This window comes from Luteimonas yindakuii, assembly GCF_004803715.2.
In the GTDB taxonomy this organism is placed as follows: domain Bacteria; phylum Pseudomonadota; class Gammaproteobacteria; order Xanthomonadales; family Xanthomonadaceae; genus Luteimonas; species Luteimonas yindakuii.
Window position 1 is genome coordinate 934,687 of the sequence record NZ_CP039383.2, and the last position, 21,840, is coordinate 956,526.

Genomic DNA, 21,840 nt, shown 5'->3' on the forward strand with positions numbered 1-21,840 from the left:
CGGTCAGGATTCGCGCGTGGGGGTCGGAAAGTTGTCGGAACGGCGCGACGGCGAAGCGCGGCTCAGCCCTGCTGCGCACCGCCGAAGTCGAGCCGTGCCACCGTGCCCTGGTCGCCACCGGGTTCGATCGTCAGCCGCCAGCCCAGGTGTTCGCTGAGGCGGGCGATCAGGGCCAGCCCGATGCCCGAACCACGGTCGCTGCCGCGCGCCAGGCGCGCGTACAGCGCGCTGATCTCCTCGGGCGTCATGCCGTGGCCAGGGTCGCGGATCTCTACCCGCCCCGCACCGTCGAGGGTGAGGCGGATCTCGCCGCGGTCGCTGTGTTCGATCGCGTTGCGCAGCAGGTTGCCGACGGCCAGGCGCACCACGGCCTCGGGTGCCACCAGCGTGCAGGGTTGCAGCGGGCCGACCAGGAACGTGAGGTCCTTGTCCGCGGCGAGGTGGCGATGGTCGTCGACCACCGCAGGCAGCATCTCGTCGAGGCGGAAGCGCTCCGCTGCGGCGGTGACGCGCTCGGGATCCTTGGCCAGCAGCAACAGCATGGAGATCAGTTGCTCGACCTCGCGGGTGGCGCGCGCGATCCGCTGGAGCTGGCGCGGCGCATCATCGCCGGCCCCGGTGAGCGCGATCTGCGCGGCGCTGCGGATCACCGCCATCGGCGTACGCAGCTCGTGGCTGGCGGTATCGATGAAGGCGCGCTCGCGGTCGACGAACTGGTCGTTGCGGGCAAGATAATCGTTGAGCGCACCGGCGATCACCGTCAGCTCCGAACTCGCACGCGCGGGCACCTCGATGCGCAGGCCGCGGCGGTCGGGCGACAGCGTGCCGATGTCGGCGGCAAGGTCGCGCAGCGGGCGCGCGAGCAGGCGCGCGCCGAAGTAGACCGCGATGCCGAGCAGCAGCATGAACAGCACCGACGAGGCGATCACCGGTTTCACGAGCTCCCACTCGAGGTCCTCGAAGCCGTCGATGTCGAGCGCGAGCGCGTAGCGGATGCCGGCCTCCTCGCGGACCAGCACCACCCACTCGTTGTCGCCGAAGAACACGTTGTCGTGCAGGCCCGGAGCAAGTGGACGCAGGGCATCCGGTGTCCGTGCGTCCGCCGCATCCAGGATGTGGAGGTCGAGCCGGCCGTTGTTGCGCCAGCCGAAGTCGGGATCGTGCCGGCGCCGCTCGAGCAGGTCGTCCATCGACGTTTCCAGCATCGCCTGCCAGACCATCCGCTCGGCCTGTTCGTTGACCAGCAGGCCGTGCACGAACAGCGCGACGCTGAGCAGGACCCCGTAGACCACCAGGCCAAGCGTGATCTGGCGGGTGAGGCTAGGACGCGTACGCATCGTCGACCACGGCGACCCGGTAGCCGATGCGCGGGAGGGTGTGGATGAGCTTGACCGGCTGGTTGCCATCGACGCTGCGGCGCAGTTCGTAGATGTGCGAACGGAGCATGTCGCCATCGGGCGGCTCGTCGCCCCACAACGCGTACTCGAGCTCCCTGCGGCTGACCGCGGCCGGGCTGGCCATCATCAGCACCTGCAGCAGCTTTCGCGATGCGGGGAACAGGTGCAGCAGTTCACCTGCGCGGTGCACCTCCAGGGTGGCGAGGTCCAACCGCAGGTCGCCGACCTCGAGCTGACGGATGGCGGTGCGCCCGCGCGCGCGGACCAGCAGCGCTTCCAGGCGCACTTCCAACTCGGCAAGGTCGAACGGTTTGGTCAGGTAGTCATCGGCACCTGCGCGGAAGCCGGTGAGCTTGTCGGGCAGCTGGTCGCGTGCGGTCAGCATCAGCACCGGCGTGTCGATCCCGCGTTCACGCATGGTCTTCAACATGGCAGGGCCTTCCATGCGCGGCAGCATCCAGTCGAGCACGACGGCGTCGTAGCTCTGGGTGACGGCAAGGTGCAGCCCCACCACGCCATCGGGCGCGGCATCGAGGCGTGCGCCGCGTGCCTCGAAATAGGCGAACAGGCTGGCGACCAGCGGCGGGTGGTCCTCGACGATGAGCAGGCGCATGGCGATCGGTCCGGGGCAGCGCACAGGATGCGCGCCCGCGAGCGCGGCGGCCAGTGATGGCGGTACATCGGTCAGCGACCATGTCGATGGTGCGGGGCGCCATCGCCCTTAATCGGCTGCGAATGTTTTTCCGACCCGGTTCCGACGTGCACGCCGGAAAGCTGCCCGGCGCCGGCAGCGTGCCGGGAAGACGTACGGGACTGTGGTGGAACTGCCCAATACCGCGCTCGAGGCAACGGTCGACCGGTTCGGCCGTCGGCATCATCCGCTGTCCGGCAAGGCGAAGGACGCGGGCTCCGTCGCGGTCGCGGCCGCTCTCCGTGCTGCATGCTGGGTGTGGGCCTGCGTGCCGTGGTGAAGCCGGCTGCCACGCGTTGGGAGGCGATCGCCGCGGTGCCGGCGTTCGCGCTGCTGTTGACCGTGCCGCTGCACGGACTTGGCGGTGACCAGTGGATCGCCGACGCCCTCTATCGACTCGAGGGCGGGCGCTGGGCGCTGCGCGATGCATGGTGGACCTCGACCCTGCTGCACGTGTGGGCAAGGCACGCGAGCATCCTGGCGTGGGTGGGCGCATGCGCGTTGCTCGCCGCCGGGATCCGCGGGCGCATGCCGCGCGAACGGCAACGGGCGCTGGCCTACCTCGTCGTGGCCGTGGCCGGCAGCGCCCTCCTGGTGGGAGTACTCAAGCAGGTCAGTGGCGTCGATTGTCCCTGGGCGCTCGTGGCGTATGGCGGTCGCCACGCGCCCAAATCGTGGTTCGCAGGCGATGGTGCCTGTTTCCCGGCCGGCCATGCCGCCGCCGGGTATGCATGGGTCGCGAGCTACTTCGCGCTGCTGCGGATAGCGCCGCGCTGGCGTCATTGGGGACTGTGCGCAGGGCTGCTGGCAGGCACGATCTTCGGCATCACCCAGCAGCTGCGCGGCGCGCACTTCCTGTCCCACGACGTCTGGGCCCTGGCGCTGTGCTGGGTCTGGTCCGCGGCGCTCGCGCGTGTATGGCTGTGGCGGGAGTCGTCGGCCCGTGCGCCGGAAGCGGACATCGGCAGCTTCGCCATGACGGCGAGGCGGCGACCATGAGCACCGTCCGCGACAGCCTGCGCCGCTTGCAGGTGCCCGACCTCGCCATCCGCGGCTGGCGCCCGAGCATGTCCGGCGAGGCGCTGCTGGCGCTGGTGTGCGCGTACTTCGTGCTCGCCTGCAACGGCACCTTCTGGCAGGCGGTGGCGCGGGCCGGCACGTCGCCGCGGGTGCGGATCGTCCTCGCCGTCGCGGTGTTCGCGCTGCACGCCTGCGTGCTGGCGCCCTTCGCGTGGCGCGCCGCAACCCGGCCCGTGCTGGCGGCGCTGCTGGTACTGACCGCTTGCGCCAACTGGTATGCATCGCGTTACGCGGTGCTGTTCGACGTCGACATGCTCCGCAACATCCTGCACACCGACATGGCGGAAAGCCGCGAGCTGCTGTCACCGGGGCTGCTGGTCCATGTCGCCGTCGCAGGCGGGCTGCCGGCCGCGCTGGTGTTGTGGACGCGCGTGCGCATTCCGTCCCTGCGCCAGGACCTGCGGCGTCGGGCGCTGTTCGCCATCGCCATGCTGGCGCTGGCCCTGGTCGCGCTGGCGATCGGTTCGCAAGGGGTGTTCTCGCTGATGCGCAACGACCACGCGTTGCGTCACCGCATCACCCCCGGCAACGTGCTGGTCTCCACGGTGCGTGCGCTGTCGCAGGAGGAACGCGGCCCGGCCGGCCCGCGCGAGACGGTGGCCGCCGATGCCCGGCGCATCGTCGGCGCCGCCGGTCCGCGCCGGCCGAGGGTACTGGTGCTGGTGGTCGGCGAGACCGTTCGCGCCGACCACTGGGGCCTCAACGGGTATGCGCGCCAGACCACGCCGGAACTGGCGCGGCGCGACGTGGTGAACTTCCCCGACGTCACCGCCTGCGGGACCAGCACCGAAGTCTCGCTGCCGTGCATGTTCTCGATCCTTGGGCGCGAGCACTACGACCGCGTCGCGATCCGCCACCAGGAGAACCTGCTCGACGTGCTGGCGAGGACCGGCGTGGCGGTGGCCTGGCGCGACAACCAGTCCGGCTGCAAGGGCGTCTGCGATGCCATCGGAATGCAGGCGATGCAGCCGGCGCAGGCGCCCGCGCTATGCACCGGCAACCGCTGCCTCGACGCGATCCTGCTCGCCGGCCTGCGCGAGCGCATCGAGGCTGCCGACGACGACGTCCTGATCGTGCTGCATCCGCTCGGCAACCACGGACCGAACTACTTCGAGCGCTATCCCGCCGCGTTCGAGCATTACCGGCCCACCTGCCGCCACGGCGACCCCGGACGCTGCAGTCGGGAGCAGATCGTCAACGCGTACGACAACGCCATCGGCTACACCGACGCGGTGCTGGGAGAATTGATCGACCTGCTGGGCGCGCAGCATGGCCACGACGCGGCGATGCTCTACGTGTCCGACCACGGCGAGTCACTGGGCGAGTACGGACTGTTCCTGCATGGCGCGCCACTGGCGATCGCGCCGCGCCAGCAGCTCCAGGTGCCGATGACGCTGTGGCTGTCGCCCGCGGTCACCGGCAGCGCGGGCATCGACCGCGATTGCCTGGAGCGGATCGCCGGCGATGCCTACAGCCACGACAACCTGTTCGATACCGTGCTGGGCTTCTTCGACGTGCAGACCCGCGATTACCGGCCCGCGCGGGACATCCTGCATCCCTGCCAACGCGCGAGCGCTGCGGCCCGCGCCTGAGAGCGCACCGGCTCAGCCGAGCAGCCGTCGCACCTTGCGCAGCGCGGCGATGAAGGCGTCGATCTCGGCGTGCGTGTTGTAGAACGCCGGTGACGCACGACAGGTCGCGGCGACGCCGTAGAACTGCAGCAACGGATGCGCGCAGTGCTGCCCCGAGCGCACCGCCACGCCTTCGAGGTCGAGCAGGGTGGCGAGGTCGTGCGCGTGCGCGCCGTCGACCAGGAACGAGACCACGGCCGCCTTGTCGGGTGCGCGACCGAGAATGCGCACGCCGGGCTCGGCGTCCAGCGCGGTGGTGAGGTACGCCAGCAGGTCGGCCTCGCGTGCCTCGATGCTGGCCATGCCGATCGCATCGAGGTAATCCACCGCCGCCGACAGCCCCACGAAGCCTGCGATGTTGGGCGTGCCGGCTTCGAAGCGGTGCGGCGGATCGTTGAACACGGTGCCGTCGAAGCTGACTTCCCGGATCATCTCGCCGCCACCGATGAAAGGTGGCATCGCCTCGAGATGCTCGCGGCGTGCCCACAACGCACCGGTGCCTGTGGGGCCGCACATCTTGTGCCCGGTGAAGGCGTAGAAGTCGCAGCCGATCGCCTGCAGGTCCACCGGCCGGTGCGGCACGGCCTGCGAGCCGTCGACCACGGTGACGATGCCGCGCCGACGCGCCTCGCGGCACAGCTCGCGCACCGGGTTCACCGTGCCCAGCAGGTTGGACACATGCGCGATCGCGAACAGCTTGACGTCGGGCGTCATCGCGCGCGCCAGCGCCTCGCGGTCGAGCGTGCCGTCCTCGTGGATCTCGGCCACGCGGATCGTCGCCCCGGTGCGTTCGGCCACCAGCTGCCAGGGCACGATGTTGGCGTGGTGCTCCATCCGCGACACGAGGATGGTGTCGCCCGCCTTCAGCCGCGGCAGCGCCCAGGAGTAGGCGACCAGGTTGATCGCGAAGGTGGTGCCGCTGCACAGCACCAGCTCGTCCGCACGCACGTTGAGGAAGCGCGCCAATCGCCTGCGCGCGCCCTCGTAGGCCTCGGTGGCCTCGCTGCCGAGCTGGTGCACGGCGCGGCTGACATTGGCGTTGAAGTGGCGGTAGTAACCGTCGACCGCGTCGATCACCGCGGCGGGCTTCTGCCCGGTGTTGGCATTGTCGAAGTACACCAGCGGCTTGCCGTGCACGGTGCGTTCGAGCAGCGGAAAGTCCGCGCGCACCCGCGCCCAGTCGACGGGCGGCGCGGTGGTGGCGGGTGCCGGGCTGCTCATCCGGAGACGATGCCGTCGAGCATGCGCGCCAGTGCGGCCTCGAGTGCGCCTCGCAGCGGCCCTTCGACGGCGCCCAGCGGTTCGCGCACGAACGCCGCGGTCAGCAAGGCGCGGGCCTGCAGCTCGGGGATGCCGCGCGCGCGCAGGTAGAACAGCGCGTCGTCGTCGAGCTGGCCGACGGTCGCGCCGTGCGCGGCCTGCACCTCGTCGGCGTGGATCACCAGCACCGGCTGGGTGTCGATCTCGGCGTCGGCCGACAGCAGCAGGTTCTTGTTGGACAGCTGCGCGTCGGTGCCGTCGGCGCCCTCGCGGATCAGGATGCCGCCATGGAACACCACGCGGCTGCGGCCGGCGGCGGCACCACGCCACAGCAGCTCCGCGGAGGTGTCGCGGGCGACATGGTCGATACCCAGGCGGGTATCGACATGGCGGCGCCCGGTGCCCAGCAGCACCCCGTTGGCGGTCAGCCGCGCACGCTCGCCTTCGAGGCGCACGTTGAGCTCGTGCCGCGACAGCGCGCCGCCGAGTTCGACGTCGACGCGGCGGTACTCGGCTTCCTTGGCCAGCACCACGTCGGTGCGCAGGAACAGCGTGGCGCCGGTGGCGTCGTCCTGCACGCGGGCGTGGTCCAGGCGCGCACCATCGGCCACGTGCACATGGGCGAGTGCGTTGGTGAGGTGGCGGCCGTCGCCGACATGCAGGTGGTGTTCGACCACCGCAAGCGAGGCGCCCTGGCGCAGTTCGATCAGGTGGCGCAGGTGCCAGGCGAGGTCCTGCGTGGCACTGTCGTGCGCGTCCGACGGGGCGCCGATGAAGACCAGCTGCAGCGGCACATCGACCGCGGTATCGGCCTCGACGCGCAGCAGCACGCCTTCGCCGGCAAGCGCCGCATTGAGCCGCGCGAACACCTCATCGGTGCGGTCGAAGCGGCGGTGCAGGAAGCGCAGTGCCTCGTCGCCATCGCCCAGCGCAGCCGACAGCGGGCGCAGCGAGACACCGGCGGGCAGCGCGTCCAGCGAGGACAGCGCCGGTGCATGGCGGCCATTGACGAACACCAGCCGCGGCGCAGGGATCGCGTCCAGCAGCGCCGGGTCGATCAGTGGCGGCTGCGCCGGCGCGACGCCGAAGCTGCGGCGCTCCAGCGCGCGCAACGGGGTGTATTTCCAGGCTTCGCTGCGCGGGCCGGGCAGGCCGTCACGCAGGGCCTCGTCGAGGATCGAGCGGCGCGCGGCATCGCCCTGGAAGCCCGCGGCCAGCGAGTCGAGCAGCACGCTCATCAGACCGCCTCCGGCACCACGCGGTCACGGATCCAGCCGTAGCCGTGCTCTTCGAGCTCGAGCGCCAGCTCCGGGCCGCCGCTCTCGACGATGCGGCCGTCCGCCAGCACGTGCACCACGTCCGGGCGGATGTATTCGAGCAGGCGCTGGTAGTGGGTAATCACCACGAACGCGCGGTCGGGTGCGCGCAACGTGTTCACGCCTTCGGCCACGGTCTTCAGCGCGTCGATGTCGAGGCCGGAATCGGTCTCGTCGAGGATCGCCAGCTTCGGCTCCAGCACCGCGAGCTGGAAGATCTCGTTGCGCTTCTTCTCGCCGCCGGAGAAGCCCTCGTTGACGCCGCGATGCAGCAGCTTGTCGTCCAGGTGCAGCACCGACAGCTTCTCGCGCACCAGCTTGAGGAACTGCATCGAATCCAGTTCCGGCTCGCCACGCGACTTCCGCTGCGCGTTGAGCGCGCTGCGCAGGAAGTAGGTGTTGTTCACCCCGGGGATCTCGACCGGGTACTGGAAGGCGAGGAACAGGCCGGCTGCGGCGCGCTCTTCGGGCTCGAGTTCCAGCAGCGGGCGGCCCTCGAACTCGACGGTGCCCTGGCTGACGTCGTAGCCGTCACGGCCGGCGAGGATGTTGCCCAGCGTGGACTTGCCGGCGCCGTTGGGGCCCATGATGGCGTGCACCTCGCCCGGCTTCACGTGCAGCGAAAGGCCCTTGAGGATGTCGCGCCCGTTGATCGAGGCGTGGAGGTCGTGGATCTTGAGCATGGGGTTGTAGCCGTAATTGGTGATTCGTGATTGGGAAAAGCGGGCAGGGTTTGATCCGTGTCGGTGGGCGGCTCTTTCGAATCACCAGTCACCAACCACGAATCACGGGCAGGCGTCAGCCGACCGAGCCTTCCAGCGACACTTCCAGCAGCTTCTTGGCCTCGACCGCGAACTCCATCGGCAGCTCGCGGAAGACCTGCTTGCAGAAGCCGTCGACGATCAGGCTGACCGCGTCTTCCTCGCTGATGCCGCGGCTGCGGCAATAGAACATCTGGTCATCGCTGATCTTCGAGGTGGTGGCCTCGTGCTCGACGGTGGCGCCAGGGTTCTTCACCTCGATGTAGGGGAAGGTGTGCGCACCGCACTTCTTGCCGATCAGCAGGGAATCGCACTGGGTGTGGTTGCGCGCGCCATCGGCATTGCGGTCCACCTTCACCAGGCCGCGGTAGGTGTTCTGCCCGCGGCCGGCGCTGATGCCCTTGCTGACGATCTTCGACTTGGTGCGCTTGCCGATGTGGATCATCTTGGTGCCGGTATCGGCCTGCTGGCGGTGGTGGGTGAGCGCCACCGAGTGGAACTCGCCCGTGGAGTCATCGCCCAGCAGCACGCAGGACGGGTACTTCCAGGTGATCGCCGAACCGGTCTCGACCTGGGCCCAGACGACCTTGCTGCGCGCGCCGCGGCACTCCGCGCGCTTGGTCACGAAGTTGTAGATGCCGCCGACGCCGTTCTCGTCACCGGGGTACCAGTTCTGCACCGTCGAGTACTTGATCTCGGCATCGTCGAGCGCCACCAGCTCGACGACCGCGGCGTGCAGCTGGTTCTCGTCGCGCATCGGCGCGGTGCAACCCTCGAGGTAGGACACGTAGCCCTTGTCCTCGCAGATGATCAGGGTGCGTTCGAACTGCCCGGTGTGGCCGGCATTGATGCGGAAATAGGTGCTGAGCTCCATCGGGCAGCGCACGCCCTTCGGGATGAACACGAAGCTGCCGTCGGAGAACACCGCCGAGTTGAGCGCGGCGAAGTAGTTGTCACCCACCGGCACCACGGTGCCGAGGTACTTCTTCACCAGTTCCGGGTGGTCCTGGATGGCTTCCGACATCGAGCAGAAGATCACGCCCTTTTCGGCGAGCTCCTTGCGGAAGGTGGTGCCCACCGAGACCGAGTCGAACACCGCGTCCACCGCCACGCCGGCCAGGCGCGCACGCTCGTGCAGCGGCACGCCGAGCTTGTCGTAGGTGTCGATGAGTTCCTGCGGCACCTCGTCGAGCGACTTGTACTTCGGGCCCTTGGGCGCGGAGTAGTACGACAGCGCCTGGAGGTCGATCGGCGCGATCTGCAGCTTGGCCCAGTGCGGCACCGGCATCGTCAGCCAGTGGCGATAGGCGGCAAGGCGCCACTCGGTCATCCACTCGGGCTCGTCCTTCTTCGCGGACAGCGCGCGGATGGTGTCCTCGTCGAGGCCGGGCGGCAGCGAATCGGATTCGATGTCGGTGATGAAGCCGGCCGCGTACTTGCGGCCCAGCTGCTCGTGGATCTCCCGGTTCGCGACGGGTTCGTCGACGACGGGTTCGATGATGTCGGTGGCCATGGGCTGCCTACTGTCAGGTGTCGGCCAACCGCGCGTCGATGCGGCGCGCGGACGGCAGGGGGGAAGGAGGAGGAACTGTGGTGCCGTCGTGCAGGCTGGCGAGGGTGAAACCGCGCAGTGCATCGGCGACGACGTCGTTGATGCGGCGCCAGTTGGCGCGCAGTCCGCAGTGGTGGGAGATGCCGCACTGGTTGTCGTCGAGGCTGCATTCGGTGATGGCCAGCGGGCCTTCCATCGCCTCGACGATCTCGATCAGGGTGATCGCCGTGGCCGGGCGCGCCAGCCGGTAGCCGCCGTTGACGCCGCGGAAGCCGTCGACGAGGCCTGCCTGCGCCAGCGGCTTGAGCACCTTGCTCACCGTCGGCGTCTCCAGGCCGGCCAGTTCTGCCAGCTCTGGCGCGCTCAGAACCGCCTCCGACCGCGCGGCAAGCACGGTCAGCACGACGGTCGCGTAATCGGTGAGGCGGGTGACGCGGAGCATTGGCGATCCCTTAAACAGGACCGAAATTGTACTCTTTCGATCGCGCCCGGCCAAACCCCGTGCCCGGCGCGGTTCAGCGTGCGCGGGCACGCGCGCGTGCCGGAGGCGCGTGGCGCGCGTGGCACAATGCCGGCTCTCCACGACCGCGTGACCCGATGTCCACCAAGCCCCTGAAGATCGAAGCCCGCAAATCCCCGATCCACGGCAATGGCGTGTTCGCCACGCGCAAGATCAAGAAGGGCGAAAGGATCATCCGCTACACCGGCGCGCTGCGTACGCACGAGGAAGTGGACGCGGATTACGCCGAGCTCGAGGAGAACGGCCACACCTTCCTGTTCACCCTCAACGACCACTACGTGATCGACGGCAACCGGCGCGGCAACATCGGCCGCTGGATCAACCACAGCTGTGCGCCCAACTGCGAGGCGGTGGTGGAAGAGGACGAGAAGGAACGTCCCGAGAAGGACCGTATCTATATCGAGGCGTTGCGCGACATCACGCGTGGCGAGGAACTCACCTACAACTACGGCATCCGGCTGGCCGAGCGGCACACGCCGAAGCTGAAGAAACTGTGGGCCTGCCGCTGCGGCCAGCCCGGCTGCACCGGCACGCTGCTCCAGCCCAAGCGCTGAGCACCGCGGCGGGATGCACGACGGCCGCCAACCGTCGCAATGACCAACGACAGGCGTCGCGCACGCCCGGCGCGCGTACCGTGCGCGCTGCGGGCCATCCCGGAGCCCGCCTGGAACCCCGATGCGTCGCTGCAGGATCACCATCGCCCTGGCGTCCGCCCTGTTGCCGTGCACGGCCATGGCCGTGGAGATCGACGGGCGCATCGATCCCGGGGAATGGGCCGGCGCGCGTGAGTTCACCGACTTCCGCCAGACCCAGCCGCTGACCGGCGCGCCGGCGTCGCATGCGACGCGCGCCTGGGTCATGGCCACACCCGAAGGGCTGGCGGTCGCGTTCCGCAACGAGCAGCCGCCGGACGTGCCGCGCACCCGCCAGTGGGTGCAACGCGATTTCGATGCACAGGTGGATCGGGTCAACCTGATGGTCGATTTCGACGGCGACGGCCGCACCGCCTACAACTTCACCGTCGCCTCCACCGGCGGCATCTATGACGCGGTGATCAGCAACGAGAACCAGTTCAACGACGACTGGGACGGCCTGTGGACGCACGCGGTCGCCGAGGACGACAGCGGCTGGTCGGTGGAACTGCTGATCCCCTGGCACATCGCGCCGATGCGCGACGGGCGCGATGGCATGCGCACGCTGCGCATCTATCTCGACCGCGTGGTCGGCGCCACCGGCGAGCGCTCGGCGGTGCCGCTGGCGACCTACGAACGCCCGCGCTTCGTGTCCGAATTCCAGCCGCTCGAGGTGACGGCCTACAGCCAGTCACTGCTGGCGGTGACGCCGTACGTCTCGGGCCTGTACGACAACGTCGGCAACGCGGCCAGCGCCAGCGCGGGCGCCGACCTGTTCTGGAAGCCCAGCGGACGCTTCCAGCTGTCGGCGACGGTGAACCCGGACTTCGGCCAGGTGGAAAGCGACGACCTGGTGGTCAACTTCAGTGCCACCGAGACCTTCGTCAGCGACAAGCGGCCGTTCTTCACCGAGAACCAGGGCCTGTTCGAGCTGACCACGCCATCCGACTTCAGCCAGCAGCTGTACACCCGCCGCGTGGGTGGCCCGGCCGACGACGGCAACGGCGCCGGCGACATCACCGCCGCGGTCAAGCTCAACGGGAATTTCGGCGCGGTGAAATACGGCGTGTTCTCCGCCGACGAAGGTGGCGATGCCGGGCGCTCGTTCCATGCCCTGCGCGTGGTGCGCGACTTCGCCGACCAGAACCTCGGTGCCATGCTGACCCGGGTCGAACGGCCCTGGCTGGACCGCCAGGCCGATGTGCTCGGCGTCGACCACAACTGGCGTCCGACGGACCGCTGGAACGTGCGCACGCGGCTGCTCGGCAGCCGCATCGACCAGGCCGGTACGCGCAACGAGGACTTCGGCGCAACGCTCTGGGCCGACTACGAGATGGACGGCGGCTGGCGCCAGCAGTGGATCGCCATGCACTTCGGCAACGAGCTGCAGATCAACGATTTCGGCTACCTCGCCCGCAACAGCGTCAACTACCTGCACTGGGAACTCCGCCGGCGCTTCGCCGATCAGCCGGAGGATTCCCGCTACGCCTCCAAGGACTGGCGCTGGCGCGCGGCCACCAGCCACAACGACCGCGGCGACAAGCTCAACGACCAGTTCCGCGTCAGCCGCGAAGGCAGGCTGCGCGACGGCAGCTACGAATACGCGCAGCTCAACGTCAACAGCGCCGGCGTCAGCGACCAGCTGCTGCGTGGCAACGGCATCGTGCGGCTGCCGCCGAGTTTCTCGGCCGTGTACGAGTACGAGCGCCCGCGCAAGGGCGCATGGGCGCACGAGGTCGAGCTCGAACTGTCGAGTGGCGGGCTGGCGGGCAACGACAGGCTGGGCGCGGCGGCCTTCTATGGCGCGACCTGGTTCATCAGTGACGCCTTCAGCCTCAACGCCGGCGGCACCTGGATCCATCGTCCGGACTGGCTGATCTGGCAGGGGCAGGGCAACCTCGTCGGCGCCTTCCGCGGCCGCGAGGTGCGCCTGCGTGCCGGCCTGGACTGGAGCATCGATCCGCGACAGGAGCTGCGCCTGAAGCTGCAGGCGATCGGCATCGACGCCCGGATGCGACAGGCATGGCGTTTCGATCCGATGGGACATCCGGTCGCCACCGCGGACCCGGTGGAGGATTTCGGCGTGCGCAACCTCGGCTTCCAGGTGCGTTACCGCTACGAACTGGCGCCGCTGTCGCACCTGTACGTGGTCTACGCCCGCGGCGGCTACGAACAGCTCGACGATCCCGATGGTGCCGGCGGCCAGCTCGAGGACAGCTTCCGCCTGCGCGATGACGAGCAGTTGCTGGTCAAGCTGAGTTACCGCTTCGGGCGCTGATCAGCTCAGAGGCGCTCTTCGCGCAATTCCGCCGACGCGATGCGCCACGCATCGCCACCGCCCGAGGCGGCGCGGCGCAGGGTGTACTGGCCCGCGTAGCGGCGGGTGCTGCCGTCGGCCTGGGTGGCGACCACCGACACCGGCACCCGCACGTACTGCGAACCGGTCGCGCCATCGGCTGCACCGGGCGCGCCGACCTGGACCTCGATCGCGCGGGTGGCGGCAAAGCCGGTGGCGAACTGTTCCGGTGACTGCCCGCTGGCGCGTCCGCCGTCCGACCACAAGGCGTAGGCCGAGCGATAGTCGCGCGCGTCGATCGCGGCGTAATAGGCCTGCACCACGGCCGTCGCGCGGCCGGTATCCACGTCCGCCGCGACGGGCACCGGCGACGGCGCCAACGGACCGGCGTCCACGGTATCGGGATCCACCGGCACGATCGGCACCAGTTCGACCAGGCCGGCCTCGGGGTTGTCCTCGAGCGGTGGCAGGCCGTCCGTGCCCTCGGTGTGGATCCACGCTTCCTGCACCGGATGGTCGCCCAGCGGGACCGCGGCCGGCGTGGGCGCCGGCGGTGCAAGGGTGACGCTGCCGGCGCCGGGCGCAGGCGCCGGCAGGGCTGCGACATCGGACGCGCTCTCCGGCGTACCGCGCTCGTGTTCCTTCGCGTCCTCGCCACCGCAGGCAGCCAGCAGCGCCGCCAGCACAACGGCGAGCGTGGTGCGCACGGCGTGCCAGCGCGTAGGCCGTTGCATCTCCCCGGCGCTCATTCCGGAAGGCTCAGCGGTGCACGATTGGGACGCAACCACACCAGCAGCCGGCCCAGCAGCAGCATCGACAACAGGTCGAAGACCACCTGCCGCGTCATCAGGCCGAACGGCAGCGGCTGGCCCACGTAGGCCAGCAGATGCCACGGCAGGAACGACACCAGCGCGATGACCAGGCCGAACTGCAGGCCGTCGCGTGCACGCACCCGCGGCTGGGGATACACGCGCCGGAACAGCCAGGTCATGCCGAAACCGATCAGCGCATAGGCGACCACGATCCAGACCAGCCGCGCGTTCGCTTCGACCGGATCGCGGTAGAGGTCTGCATGGGCGAGATAGTCCGCGCGCAGCAGGCCGCCATGCACGAGCACGCCCAGCAGCATCGCCGCCAGGCTCATCATCAGGCCGCAAACGAAGAAGCGCTTGTCCATCCGGGTGTCATGTCCACGGCGGGCGGGAGGCTGGATGCTAACCGCGCCGGGGTGATGCGTCGATGCAGTGCGCGTGCTCATGGTGTCCGCGGCGTATCGGGGCGGGGTGGGGTGGCGTTGCGTGCGCCTGCGCGCAGCAGCGGCAGGGGGTCGTAGGCACCGTCGGCTCCGTAGATGCCGTAGTGCAGGTGGGGCGCCGTGCCCCGCGCATTGCCGGTGTCGCCGACGCTGCCAAGCACGTCGCCGGGCAGCACGACCCGGCCTTCGGCGAGCTCGTCGGCCCAGTCGTCGAGGTGGGCGTAGTAATGGCGTTCGCGTGCGGGGCCGAGCACCCACACCTGGCGGCCGCCCAGTCCGCCTTCGCGCACGGACACGACGATCCCGGGCGTGGTGCTGACGACGTCGGTCCCACGTGCGGCGAAGATGTCCACGCCTTCGTGCTGGCGGTCGCGTCCGCGCGGCGCGCCATAGGTATCGGCCACGCGGTCGGCCGCGACGCCACGTACCGGCATCGGCAACGCCTCCGGGGCCGGCATGCGCGACAGTTCCCAACCCATGCGCACGGTCGCCATGAACGGTTGCCGCCAGGCCCACGAGGCGGCGAACCAGGCCAGCAGCAGGAACACGATCCAGCCGGTGGCGCGGATCGCGGCGCGGCGGTAATCGCGGCGGGGAGGAGGAGACATCGGCGTCGACACATCACCAGCCTAGTCGGCGCAGGTGAAGCCGACGTCCCCGGTCCCCCGTCGCGTGCGCTCAGGCCGGGGTGCGTACCTGTGCTTCCAGGCGTGTCTTGAGCGCATCGTCGATGCCGAGCTTGCGCGCGAGTTCGTCGAGGTACGCGCGCTCCATGAAGTTCTGTTCGTCCACCACCAGCAGGCTCGCCAGGTACATCTCGGCGGCGATTTCCGGAGCGGCGGCTGCACCGGCGACTTCGGCCGGATCCAGCGGCTTCTCCAGTTCGGCGTGCAGCCACTGCTGCAGTTCGCGGTCGGCATCGACGCGCCGGAACTCGCCTTCGATCAGTTCGCGTTCGCGCGCGTCGACATGGCCATCGGCCTTGGCCGCGGCCACCAGTGCGCGCAGGATCGCCTCGCTGTGCACTTCGGCCTGCGGCGGTGGCAGGCGATCGACCGTCTGCGGTTCGATCGCCTGGCCGGTCTGCTGGCGCTGGTAATCGCCGTAGGCGCGGTAGGCCATCAGCCCGATCGCCGCCAGGCCGCCATAGGTCGCGAGCTTGCGCGTGGTGCGGTTGCGACCGAGCAGCAGGCCGAGGGCGCCACCGGTGAGCGCGCCGCGCCCGAAGTCCTGGTTGAGCATCCCGCCGAGGTTGCCGAGCGGCCCGCCCGTGGCAGTCGGTCCGCCAGCGGCAGGAGTGCCACTGCCGGTGGCGGAGCGGAGGAGTTGGTCAAGAAAGCCGTGCAGTTTCATTGGTCGGACCTGCTGGGATGGGCGGAAGCGCGGAATGCGAGCTAACGGGTTGGCGGCTTAATCGGGTTTCAACGCGGTCGGCCATGCAGTGCGATCCGGTTGCATGCGCCCACAAAAAAAGGCCGGTCGCCCGATGGGCAGACCGGCCTCCAGCCCGCGATGCGGGCCGTGCAGACAACTGCCTTAGACGGCAGCGTCCTTGAGCTTCTTCAGCGGACGCACCTTGACCTTGACGGTTGCCGGCTTCGCTGCGAACACCTGCTCTTCCTTGGTGAAGGGGTTGATGCCCTTGCGCTTCGGCTTTGCCGCCACCTTGACCGAGGTGATCTTCAGCACGCCCGGCAGGGTGAAGGAGCCGTGGCCCTTCTTGCCGATGGAGCCGTGGATCGCGCCTTCGAGCGCGGCGAGCACCGAACGGACGTCCTTTGCGACCACGCCGGTGGTCTCGGCGAGGTGTGCCACCAGGCCCGACTTGCTCAGCGGTTCCTTGATCGCCTTCGGTGCGGCCGGCTTCGCTGCAGCGGCCTTCTTCGGAGCAGCGGCCTTCTTCGCCACCTTGGTTGCTTTCTTCGCCATGTGTCCTGTTCCGTGATGGATGGTTGGATGTCGGCCATATCCGCCGGCCAGTCGGAATGTAGGCCATGTCAAGGCCGCCGCCAATAGGAAACCGCAAAGAAACAGCGGGTTTTTCGCCGCTTCAGCGTCGGGGATGCGGTGGCCAGCGCCACCAGGCCAGCAGCGCCAGCCCGACAACCAGGCTGTAGGCGGCGACGAAGACCCACCACGGCGCCTCGAAGAACAGCAGGCGTGACAGCCAGTATTCGACGAACGAACCCGCATGTGGCGACTGTCCGGCGTGTTCGCGCAGCCCCTGTTCCCAAACCGTCAGCGGGCACAGCCGTCCCAGCCATGCCTGCACTGCGACCACCGCGAGCAGCGCCAGGTGCAACCAGCGCAGCCATCGGTGACGCACCCAGCGCCATCCGCGCGGGCCGCCGACCAGCACCGCCAGCAACATCACCACCGCGAACAGCGCGATGCCCGCGTGCACTGCCAGCAGCGCATCGGCGAGATGCGCCGCGACGGCCGGCGGGATCAGCCGCATCGGCCGCTGCCTTCGTATCCCGCTGCAACCATCGGCCCTGCTGGCGCATCCCGGGAAGAGTGCCCTGCGAAGCGACTGCCGCCATGTCCCGTCTGCCGCACCTGCTGCTCCTGCCACTGCTTGCCACGATGTCCGCCACACCGGTGCAGGGCAGCACCCTGCCGGAAAGGCGCCGGTGGCGTGCTGCGCGTGGGCGACGTGCAGCTGTTGTCGCAGCGCCACTGGTGGTGGCTGATCGCCGGCGCCGCGGCGTTGCGCTTCGACGACGCGCCTGCCCATCAATGCGACGCCGGACGCGCGACCACGGTCGCCGTCCACGTCAGTCCTCTTCCCGGCGCGGACTCCATGCCTCGGCCAACCGCTTCTGCACCTGCGGCGGCGCCGGTTCGTAGTGGCTGAAGTCGACCGCGTAGCGGCCGCGTCCGGCGGTCACCGACTTCAGCTCGGCGGCATAGCCGTCCAGTTCCGACAGCGGAACCTGTGCGCGCACCACGATCTCGCCGGCATCGCCGCCATCGGTGCCATGGATGCGCGCGCGCCGTGATGCCAGCCCGCCGCTGATGTCGCCGGTCTGGGCATCGGGTGCGTGCACCTCCATCTCCACGATCGGCTCCAGCAGTTGCGGCCGCGCGCGGGTGACCGCATCGAGGAACGCCTTGCGGCCGGCGGCGACGAACGCCACTTCCTTGCTGTCGACCGCATGGTGCTTGCCGTCATGCACCACCACCCGCAGGTCCTGCAGCGGATAGCCGGCGAGCGCGCCTTCCTTCAGCACCTGGCGCACGCCCTTCTCGACCGCCGGCAGGAACTGGCCGGGAATGACGCCGCCCTTGACCTCGTCGACGAACTCGAAGCCGCCGCCACGCGGTAGCGGTTCCACGCGCAGGAACACTTCGCCGAACTGGCCGGCACCACCGGTCTGCTTCTTGTGGCGATGGTGGCCTTCAGCCGGTGCGGAGATCGTTTCGCGGTAGGCGATGCGCGGCGCGCGCGTCTCCACCTCCACGCCGTGTCGTTCGCGCAGGCGCTGCAGCTGTACCCGCAGATGCAGGTCCGACAGCCCGCGGACCACCGTTTCGTGGGTCTCCTCGTCCTGCTCCACGTGGAAGCACGGGTCCTCGTCGGCCAGCCGCTGCAGCGCGATGGCGAGCTTCTGTTCCTGGCCCTTGCGTCCCGGCGTCACCGCAAGGCCGAACATCGGCTGCGGAAACTGCATCGGCGCGAGATGGATGTGGTCCTCGTCGTGGCTGTCATGCAGCACGGCGTCGACGTGCAGGTCGTCGACCTTGGCCACCGCGGCGATATCGCCGGGCACCGCCGCGTCGATCTCGACGTGGTCCTTGCCGTGGATGCGGAACAGGTGGGCGACGCGGAAGGGCTTGCGGCCGTCGTCGACCAGCAGCTGGCTGTCGCGGCGCAGCGTGCCCTGGTGGACGCGGAAGATGCCGAGCTTGCCGACGAACGGATCGTGGACGATGCGGAACACGTCGGCGACGACGTGGGCTTCCGGGTCGGGTGCCACCTGCAGGGGGCGGGCACCGGGGCCCGTGCCGGCATGGAAGGGCGGCGGGTTGGCTTCGCCGGGATGCGGCAAAAGGTCGCCGATCGCCGCCAGCAGGGCGTCGAGGCCGACGCCGGTGCGCGCCGACACGAAGCACACCGGCACCAGGTGGCCTTCGCGCATGCACTGCTCGAACGCGTCATGCAGCGCCCGCGTCGACAGGCCGTCCTCGCCGCGGTCGAGGTAGCGGTCCATCACCGTCTCGTCGATCTCGACGACCTGGTCGAGCACGCGCTGGTGCCAGTCGCCGACCGGACCAAGATCGCTGTCGCCGTCGCGCAGGGTGAAGCAATCGACCACGCGACTGCACCCGTCGGCCGGAAGGTTGAGCGGCAGCACCTCCGTGCCGAACGCCTCGCGCAGCGCATCGAGCACGTGCGCGGGGTCGGCGCCGTCGGCGTCGATGCGGTTGATGATCAGCATCCGGCACAGCCCACGCTCGGCGGCGCGTGCCATCAGCCGGCGGGTGCCGTGTTCGACGCCGCGTACCGCGTCGACCACAACCGCGGCGGTATCCACGGCCGCCAGTGCGGCAAGCGCGGGCCCGCGGAAATCCGGGTAGCCGGGCGTATCGATCAGGTTGACGTGGACGCCGGCGTGGTCGAACGAGGCCAGCGCGGCGTCGATCGAATGGCCGCGCTCGCGTTCGATCGGATCGTGGTCGGAGACGGTGTTGCCGCGTTCGATGGTGCCTGCCGAGGAAATCGCGCCACCGGCGTGCAGCAGGGCTTCGAACAGTGTGGTTTTGCCGGTGCCGGGGTGGCCTGCGAGGGCGAGGTTGCGGATGGCTTCTGTGCTGTGGGACATGGACGCGACTCCGTGGAGCGGCCGGGGGCCGGGACGCGGCGGGGGCCGCGGGGAGGCGTCATGGCTGTCCGCGTGGTGTCACCGGGGGCGCATGGAACTCGGCCGGCGGTGCGGGCCGCTGCAGACGGCCTGCAGGCGGGCGGTCATGGCCCGTCGACGATAGCCCGCGGGCAGGGCGAAAACCCGTTGCGACGCAGCACGTGCGCGCCTCGCTAACAACCCGGCGCCTAGGCTGTCCGCACATCCACACCGAGGACGAACACGATGGGCATTTCGCGCAAGGCCCGCGCCCGCTGGGAAGGCGACCTGAAATCCGGCAGCGGCAAGCTGGATACGCCGCAGAGCGGCCTGATGGCCGACACCCGCTACGGCTTCAACAGCCGTTTCGGCGAAGAAAAAGGTACCAATCCCGAGGAGCTCATCGCCGCCGCCCATGCCGGCTGTTTCACCATGGCCCTGGCCGCCAAGCTGGGCGAGGCCGGTCACGCGCCGGAGTCGATCGACACCGAAGCGAAGGTCGACCTGTCCATGGAAGGCGGGCCGACCATGAGCGCGATCACCCTGACCACCCGTGCCCGGGTGCCGGGCATCGATCCGGTGAAGTTCCGCGCGATTGCCGATGACGCCAAGCAGAACTGCCCCGTCTCCAAGGCGCTGTCCGCGGTGCCGATCACCCTCGAGGCCGAACTGCTCGGATGACGGCAGGCAAGCTGCAGCGCGGAGTGCATGCTGCGGGTCGCACGGCGTGGCGCTTCCCGCCGCGTCGTGCGACATGCCGATCGTCGTGATTGCCGCGGAGCGCCGCGCGCGTCCATAGTCCGGGCATCACGACGATCGAGGGGTTGGGGAATGCGTGGAACGATGAGGGGCCCGGCGACGGGCATGCTGGCCGGCGTGCTCGCCTGCCTGTTGGCGGCACCGACGGCGTTCGCCGCGGATCACACGCTGCTGGTCGGTGCGCGCATCCACACGATGGATCCGCAGCAGCCGCAGGCCGATGCGATGGTGTGGAACGCCGACGGCGTGCTGGTCGACATCGGCAGTGCGGCATCGCTGCGCAGCCGCCACCCGCAGGCCGAGGTGGTCGATGCCGATGGCGCCGTGGTGGTGCCCGGGCTCATCGACGCGCACGCGCACCTGATGGGTCTGGGCCTGGCCTTGCTGCGTGCCGATCTCGTCGGCGCCCGCAGCAAGGACGAGATCGTCGCGCGTCTGTCGAATTACGCCCGCGAACTGCCCGAGGGCGCCTGGTTGATGGGCAACGGCTGGGACCAGAACCTGTGGCCCGATACCGCATTCCCGACCGCCGCCGATCTCGATGCGGCGTTCCCCGATCGCCCGGTCTGGCTGCGTCGTATCGACGGGCATGCCGGCTGGGCCAACAGCGCGGCGATGCGCGCTGCCGAGGCTGGCGCCACATCCCTTGCCGATGCCGTCGACCCACAGGGCGGACGCATCGTGCGCGAATCGGGTGCGCCCACCGGCGTCTTCATCGACGAGGCGATGGGCCTGGTCGAGGCTGCCATCCCGGCGCTGTCACCGGAGGATTACGCACGCGCACTGGAGCTGGCGCTGGATGCCGCCGTGCGCAACGGCCTCACCGGCGTGCACGACATGGGCGTATCGCGCGAGGGACTGGCGCGCTACCGGCAGTTCGCCGACGCCGGTCGCCTGCCGTTGCGCGTGTCCGCCTACGCCGACGGCGAGGGCGCCGCGCTCGACGACCTCTGCAGCAATGGCCTGTACGCCCACGACGGCGGCCGCCTGCAGATGCGCGGGGTCAAGCTCTACATCGATGGCGCGCTCGGCAGCCGTGGCGCCGCGTTGCTGGAGGATTACAGCGACGACCACGGCAACACCGGCCTGCTGGTGACCGAGCCCGACGCCTTCCGCGCCACGGTGGCGAAGGCCGCGCGCTGTGGGGTGCAGGTCGCCTCGCATGCGATCGGCGACCGCGGCAACCGGCTGGTGCTCGATACCTACGAAGCCGCCTTGCCACGTGCCGGCGACGACCCGCGCTGGCGCGTGGAACACGCGCAGATCGTCGCCCTCGGCGATATCCCGCGGTTCTCGCAGATGGATGTGATCGCGTCGATGCAGCCCACCCACGCCACGTCGGACATGCCGTGGGCCAGGGCGCGCCTGGGCGATGAACGCCTGGCCGGTGCGTATGCGTGGCGCAAGCTGCTCGACAGCGGCGCGCGCCTCGCGCTGGGTTCCGATTTCCCGGTCGAACAGATGGATCCGCGTCTTGGCCTGTATGCCGCAGCCACCCGCCAGGATCTGGATGGCCAGCCGCCGGGTGGCTGGCTGGCCGACCAGAAGCTCACCGCGGCCGAAGCGCTGCGCGGCTTCACCGCCGATGCGGCGTATGCCAGTTTCGACGAGGCCCATGTCGGCCAGCTGCGCAACGGGTTGCGCGCGGATTTCCTGATCCTCGAGGACGATCCGCTGGCGATGCCGGTCGAGCGCCTGCATACGCTGCGCCTGCGGTCGACCTGGGTCGACGGAAAGCCGGTGTACGAGGCCGCGGCCGGCGACGACGCGCGCTGATTGCCCGCGCCTCCGGCCGGAAGCGCGGGTTCCTTTCCCGGTGTCTGTGAACCGCGTTGACGGCCCGGCT

The 21,840-nt window shown here is 69.6% G+C and carries 21 protein-coding genes; 7 read left to right on the top strand and 14 right to left on the bottom strand.

Going from position 1 to position 21,840, the window contains the following annotated elements:
- Positions 1 to 62: 62 nt before the first annotated feature.
- Together E5843_RS04245 and E5843_RS04250 are read right to left on the bottom strand one after the other, a co-directional pair.
- A complete protein-coding gene (locus E5843_RS04245) occupies positions 63 to 1,337 on the bottom strand; it encodes a sensor histidine kinase (protein WP_134672841.1) in 1,275 nt (424 codons plus the stop codon).
- Positions 1,321 to 2,010 (bottom strand): response regulator transcription factor, encoded by a 690-nt coding sequence (locus tag E5843_RS04250; protein WP_136411926.1) that lies wholly within the window; start codon positions 2,008 to 2,010, stop codon positions 1,321 to 1,323. Before E5843_RS04250 ends, E5843_RS04245 begins: the two co-directional genes overlap by 17 nt.
- 205 nt (positions 2,011 to 2,215) lie before the next feature.
- Here E5843_RS04250 and E5843_RS04255 point away from each other — a divergent pair, with 205 nt between their 5' ends.
- Genes E5843_RS04255 through E5843_RS04265 form a run of 3 tightly spaced genes read left to right on the top strand, consistent with a single transcriptional unit; the run spans position 2,216 to position 4,760 of the window.
- The gene (locus E5843_RS04255; protein ID WP_244240831.1) at positions 2,216 to 2,368 is read left to right on the top strand and encodes a diacylglycerol kinase; all 153 of its coding nucleotides are present in this window, start codon (positions 2,216 to 2,218) and stop codon (positions 2,366 to 2,368) included.
- Entirely contained in the window at positions 2,338 to 3,087 is a 750-nt protein-coding gene (locus tag E5843_RS04260) for a phosphatase PAP2 family protein (protein ID WP_136411928.1), read from the top strand. The genes E5843_RS04255 and E5843_RS04260 overlap by 31 nt, the downstream gene beginning before the upstream one ends.
- Positions 3,084 to 4,760, top strand: coding sequence for a phosphoethanolamine transferase (locus E5843_RS04265; protein WP_166815886.1), 1,677 nt, complete (start codon positions 3,084 to 3,086; stop codon positions 4,758 to 4,760). Before E5843_RS04260 ends, E5843_RS04265 begins: the two co-directional genes overlap by 4 nt.
- Before the next feature lie 12 nt (positions 4,761 to 4,772).
- Here E5843_RS04265 and E5843_RS04270 read toward each other — a convergent pair whose 3' ends face one another.
- The 5 genes from E5843_RS04270 to E5843_RS04290 form a co-directional block, all read right to left on the bottom strand.
- Positions 4,773 to 6,020 carry a cysteine desulfurase gene (locus E5843_RS04270; RefSeq protein WP_136411930.1) on the bottom strand — a complete coding sequence of 416 codons (1,248 nt, stop codon included), beginning with the start codon at positions 6,018 to 6,020 and terminating at the stop codon, positions 4,773 to 4,775.
- Positions 6,017 to 7,297 carry a Fe-S cluster assembly protein SufD gene (sufD, locus tag E5843_RS04275; protein ID WP_141065700.1) on the bottom strand — a complete coding sequence of 427 codons (1,281 nt, stop codon included), beginning with the start codon at positions 7,295 to 7,297 and terminating at the stop codon, positions 6,017 to 6,019. The genes E5843_RS04270 and sufD overlap by 4 nt, the downstream gene beginning before the upstream one ends.
- The gene (gene sufC, locus E5843_RS04280) at positions 7,297 to 8,058 is read right to left on the bottom strand and encodes a Fe-S cluster assembly ATPase SufC (protein WP_134672848.1); all 762 of its coding nucleotides are present in this window, start codon (positions 8,056 to 8,058) and stop codon (positions 7,297 to 7,299) included. The genes sufD and sufC overlap by 1 nt, the downstream gene beginning before the upstream one ends.
- A 115-nt stretch (positions 8,059 to 8,173) precedes the next feature.
- Positions 8,174 to 9,649, bottom strand: a complete 1,476-nt coding sequence (sufB, locus tag E5843_RS04285; RefSeq protein WP_134672849.1) for a Fe-S cluster assembly protein SufB — start codon at positions 9,647 to 9,649, stop codon at positions 8,174 to 8,176.
- Positions 9,650 to 9,662: 13 nt separating this feature from the next.
- The gene (locus E5843_RS04290) at positions 9,663 to 10,130 is read right to left on the bottom strand and encodes an SUF system Fe-S cluster assembly regulator (RefSeq protein WP_134672850.1); all 468 of its coding nucleotides are present in this window, start codon (positions 10,128 to 10,130) and stop codon (positions 9,663 to 9,665) included.
- A 155-nt stretch (positions 10,131 to 10,285) separates the two neighbouring features.
- Between E5843_RS04290 and E5843_RS04295 the strand changes: the two genes are divergently transcribed.
- Both E5843_RS04295 and E5843_RS04300 read left to right on the top strand, forming a co-directional pair.
- Positions 10,286 to 10,762, top strand: coding sequence for an SET domain-containing protein (locus E5843_RS04295; protein ID WP_134672851.1), 477 nt, complete (start codon positions 10,286 to 10,288; stop codon positions 10,760 to 10,762).
- Between the two features lie 121 nt (positions 10,763 to 10,883).
- The gene (locus E5843_RS04300; RefSeq protein ID WP_141065701.1) at positions 10,884 to 13,118 is read left to right on the top strand and encodes a DUF5916 domain-containing protein; all 2,235 of its coding nucleotides are present in this window, start codon (positions 10,884 to 10,886) and stop codon (positions 13,116 to 13,118) included.
- A gap of 5 nt (positions 13,119 to 13,123) precedes the next feature.
- Here E5843_RS04300 and E5843_RS04305 read toward each other — a convergent pair whose 3' ends face one another.
- The 7 genes from E5843_RS04305 to fusA all read right to left on the bottom strand — a co-directional run bounded on the left by E5843_RS04305 (position 13,124) and on the right by fusA (position 19,217).
- Positions 13,124 to 13,885, bottom strand: a complete 762-nt coding sequence (locus tag E5843_RS04305) for a hypothetical protein (protein ID WP_136411931.1) — start codon at positions 13,883 to 13,885, stop codon at positions 13,124 to 13,126.
- Positions 13,882 to 14,313 (bottom strand): hypothetical protein, encoded by a 432-nt coding sequence (locus E5843_RS04310; RefSeq protein WP_134672854.1) that lies wholly within the window; start codon positions 14,311 to 14,313, stop codon positions 13,882 to 13,884. The genes E5843_RS04305 and E5843_RS04310 overlap by 4 nt, the downstream gene beginning before the upstream one ends.
- Positions 14,314 to 14,390: 77 nt before the next feature.
- The gene (locus tag E5843_RS04315) at positions 14,391 to 14,999 is read right to left on the bottom strand and encodes a M23 family metallopeptidase (RefSeq protein WP_136411932.1); all 609 of its coding nucleotides are present in this window, start codon (positions 14,997 to 14,999) and stop codon (positions 14,391 to 14,393) included.
- Between the two features lie 70 nt (positions 15,000 to 15,069).
- Complete coding sequence (locus tag E5843_RS04320) at positions 15,070 to 15,744, bottom strand: tellurite resistance TerB family protein (protein WP_136411933.1); 675 nt, start codon at positions 15,742 to 15,744, stop codon at positions 15,070 to 15,072.
- Positions 15,745 to 15,927: 183 nt separating this feature from the next.
- Entirely contained in the window at positions 15,928 to 16,320 is a 393-nt protein-coding gene (locus E5843_RS04325; protein WP_134672857.1) for an HU family DNA-binding protein, read from the bottom strand.
- A gap of 121 nt (positions 16,321 to 16,441) precedes the next feature.
- Positions 16,442 to 16,849 carry a DUF2784 domain-containing protein gene (locus E5843_RS04330; RefSeq protein WP_136411934.1) on the bottom strand — a complete coding sequence of 136 codons (408 nt, stop codon included), beginning with the start codon at positions 16,847 to 16,849 and terminating at the stop codon, positions 16,442 to 16,444.
- 319 nt (positions 16,850 to 17,168) lie between these two features.
- The gene (fusA, locus tag E5843_RS04335) at positions 17,169 to 19,217 is read right to left on the bottom strand and encodes an elongation factor G (RefSeq protein ID WP_141065703.1); all 2,049 of its coding nucleotides are present in this window, start codon (positions 19,215 to 19,217) and stop codon (positions 17,169 to 17,171) included.
- A 264-nt stretch (positions 19,218 to 19,481) separates the two neighbouring features.
- On the opposite strand from fusA, the gene E5843_RS04340 reads away from it, so the two are divergent.
- Positions 19,482 to 19,916, top strand: a complete 435-nt coding sequence (locus E5843_RS04340; protein ID WP_136411935.1) for an OsmC family protein — start codon at positions 19,482 to 19,484, stop codon at positions 19,914 to 19,916.
- Positions 19,917 to 20,078: 162 nt separating this feature from the next.
- Positions 20,079 to 21,770 carry an amidohydrolase gene (locus E5843_RS04345; RefSeq protein WP_136411936.1) on the top strand — a complete coding sequence of 564 codons (1,692 nt, stop codon included), beginning with the start codon at positions 20,079 to 20,081 and terminating at the stop codon, positions 21,768 to 21,770.
- Positions 21,771 to 21,840 lie beyond the last annotated feature (70 nt).

Bases quoted from the DNA above. Each gene is read 5' to 3' on its own strand.
- E5843_RS04245 (WP_134672841.1), bottom strand. From the start codon at position 1,337: ATGCGTACGCGTCCTAGCCTCACCCGCCAGATCACGCTTGGCCTGGTG.
- E5843_RS04250 (WP_136411926.1), bottom strand. From the start codon at position 2,010: ATGCGCCTGCTCATCGTCGAGGACCACCCGCCGCTGGTCGCCAGCCTG.
- E5843_RS04260 (WP_136411928.1), top strand. From the start codon at position 2,338: ATGCTGGGTGTGGGCCTGCGTGCCGTGGTGAAGCCGGCTGCCACGCGT.
- E5843_RS04265 (WP_166815886.1), top strand. From the start codon at position 3,084: ATGAGCACCGTCCGCGACAGCCTGCGCCGCTTGCAGGTGCCCGACCTC.
- E5843_RS04270 (WP_136411930.1), bottom strand. From the start codon at position 6,020: ATGAGCAGCCCGGCACCCGCCACCACCGCGCCGCCCGTCGACTGGGCG.
- sufD (WP_141065700.1), bottom strand. From the start codon at position 7,297: ATGAGCGTGCTGCTCGACTCGCTGGCCGCGGGCTTCCAGGGCGATGCC.
- sufC (WP_134672848.1), bottom strand. From the start codon at position 8,058: ATGCTCAAGATCCACGACCTCCACGCCTCGATCAACGGGCGCGACATC.
- sufB (WP_134672849.1), bottom strand. From the start codon at position 9,649: ATGGCCACCGACATCATCGAACCCGTCGTCGACGAACCCGTCGCGAAC.
- E5843_RS04290 (WP_134672850.1), bottom strand. From the start codon at position 10,130: ATGCTCCGCGTCACCCGCCTCACCGATTACGCGACCGTCGTGCTGACC.
- E5843_RS04295 (WP_134672851.1), top strand. From the start codon at position 10,286: ATGTCCACCAAGCCCCTGAAGATCGAAGCCCGCAAATCCCCGATCCAC.
- E5843_RS04300 (WP_141065701.1), top strand. From the start codon at position 10,884: ATGCGTCGCTGCAGGATCACCATCGCCCTGGCGTCCGCCCTGTTGCCG.
- E5843_RS04305 (WP_136411931.1), bottom strand. From the start codon at position 13,885: ATGAGCGCCGGGGAGATGCAACGGCCTACGCGCTGGCACGCCGTGCGC.
- E5843_RS04310 (WP_134672854.1), bottom strand. From the start codon at position 14,313: ATGGACAAGCGCTTCTTCGTTTGCGGCCTGATGATGAGCCTGGCGGCG.
- E5843_RS04315 (WP_136411932.1), bottom strand. From the start codon at position 14,999: ATGTCTCCTCCTCCCCGCCGCGATTACCGCCGCGCCGCGATCCGCGCC.
- E5843_RS04320 (WP_136411933.1), bottom strand. From the start codon at position 15,744: ATGAAACTGCACGGCTTTCTTGACCAACTCCTCCGCTCCGCCACCGGC.
- E5843_RS04325 (WP_134672857.1), bottom strand. From the start codon at position 16,320: ATGGCGAAGAAAGCAACCAAGGTGGCGAAGAAGGCCGCTGCTCCGAAG.
- E5843_RS04330 (WP_136411934.1), bottom strand. From the start codon at position 16,849: ATGCGGCTGATCCCGCCGGCCGTCGCGGCGCATCTCGCCGATGCGCTG.
- fusA (WP_141065703.1), bottom strand. From the start codon at position 19,217: ATGTCCCACAGCACAGAAGCCATCCGCAACCTCGCCCTCGCAGGCCAC.
- E5843_RS04340 (WP_136411935.1), top strand. From the start codon at position 19,482: ATGGGCATTTCGCGCAAGGCCCGCGCCCGCTGGGAAGGCGACCTGAAA.
- E5843_RS04345 (WP_136411936.1), top strand. From the start codon at position 20,079: ATGAGGGGCCCGGCGACGGGCATGCTGGCCGGCGTGCTCGCCTGCCTG.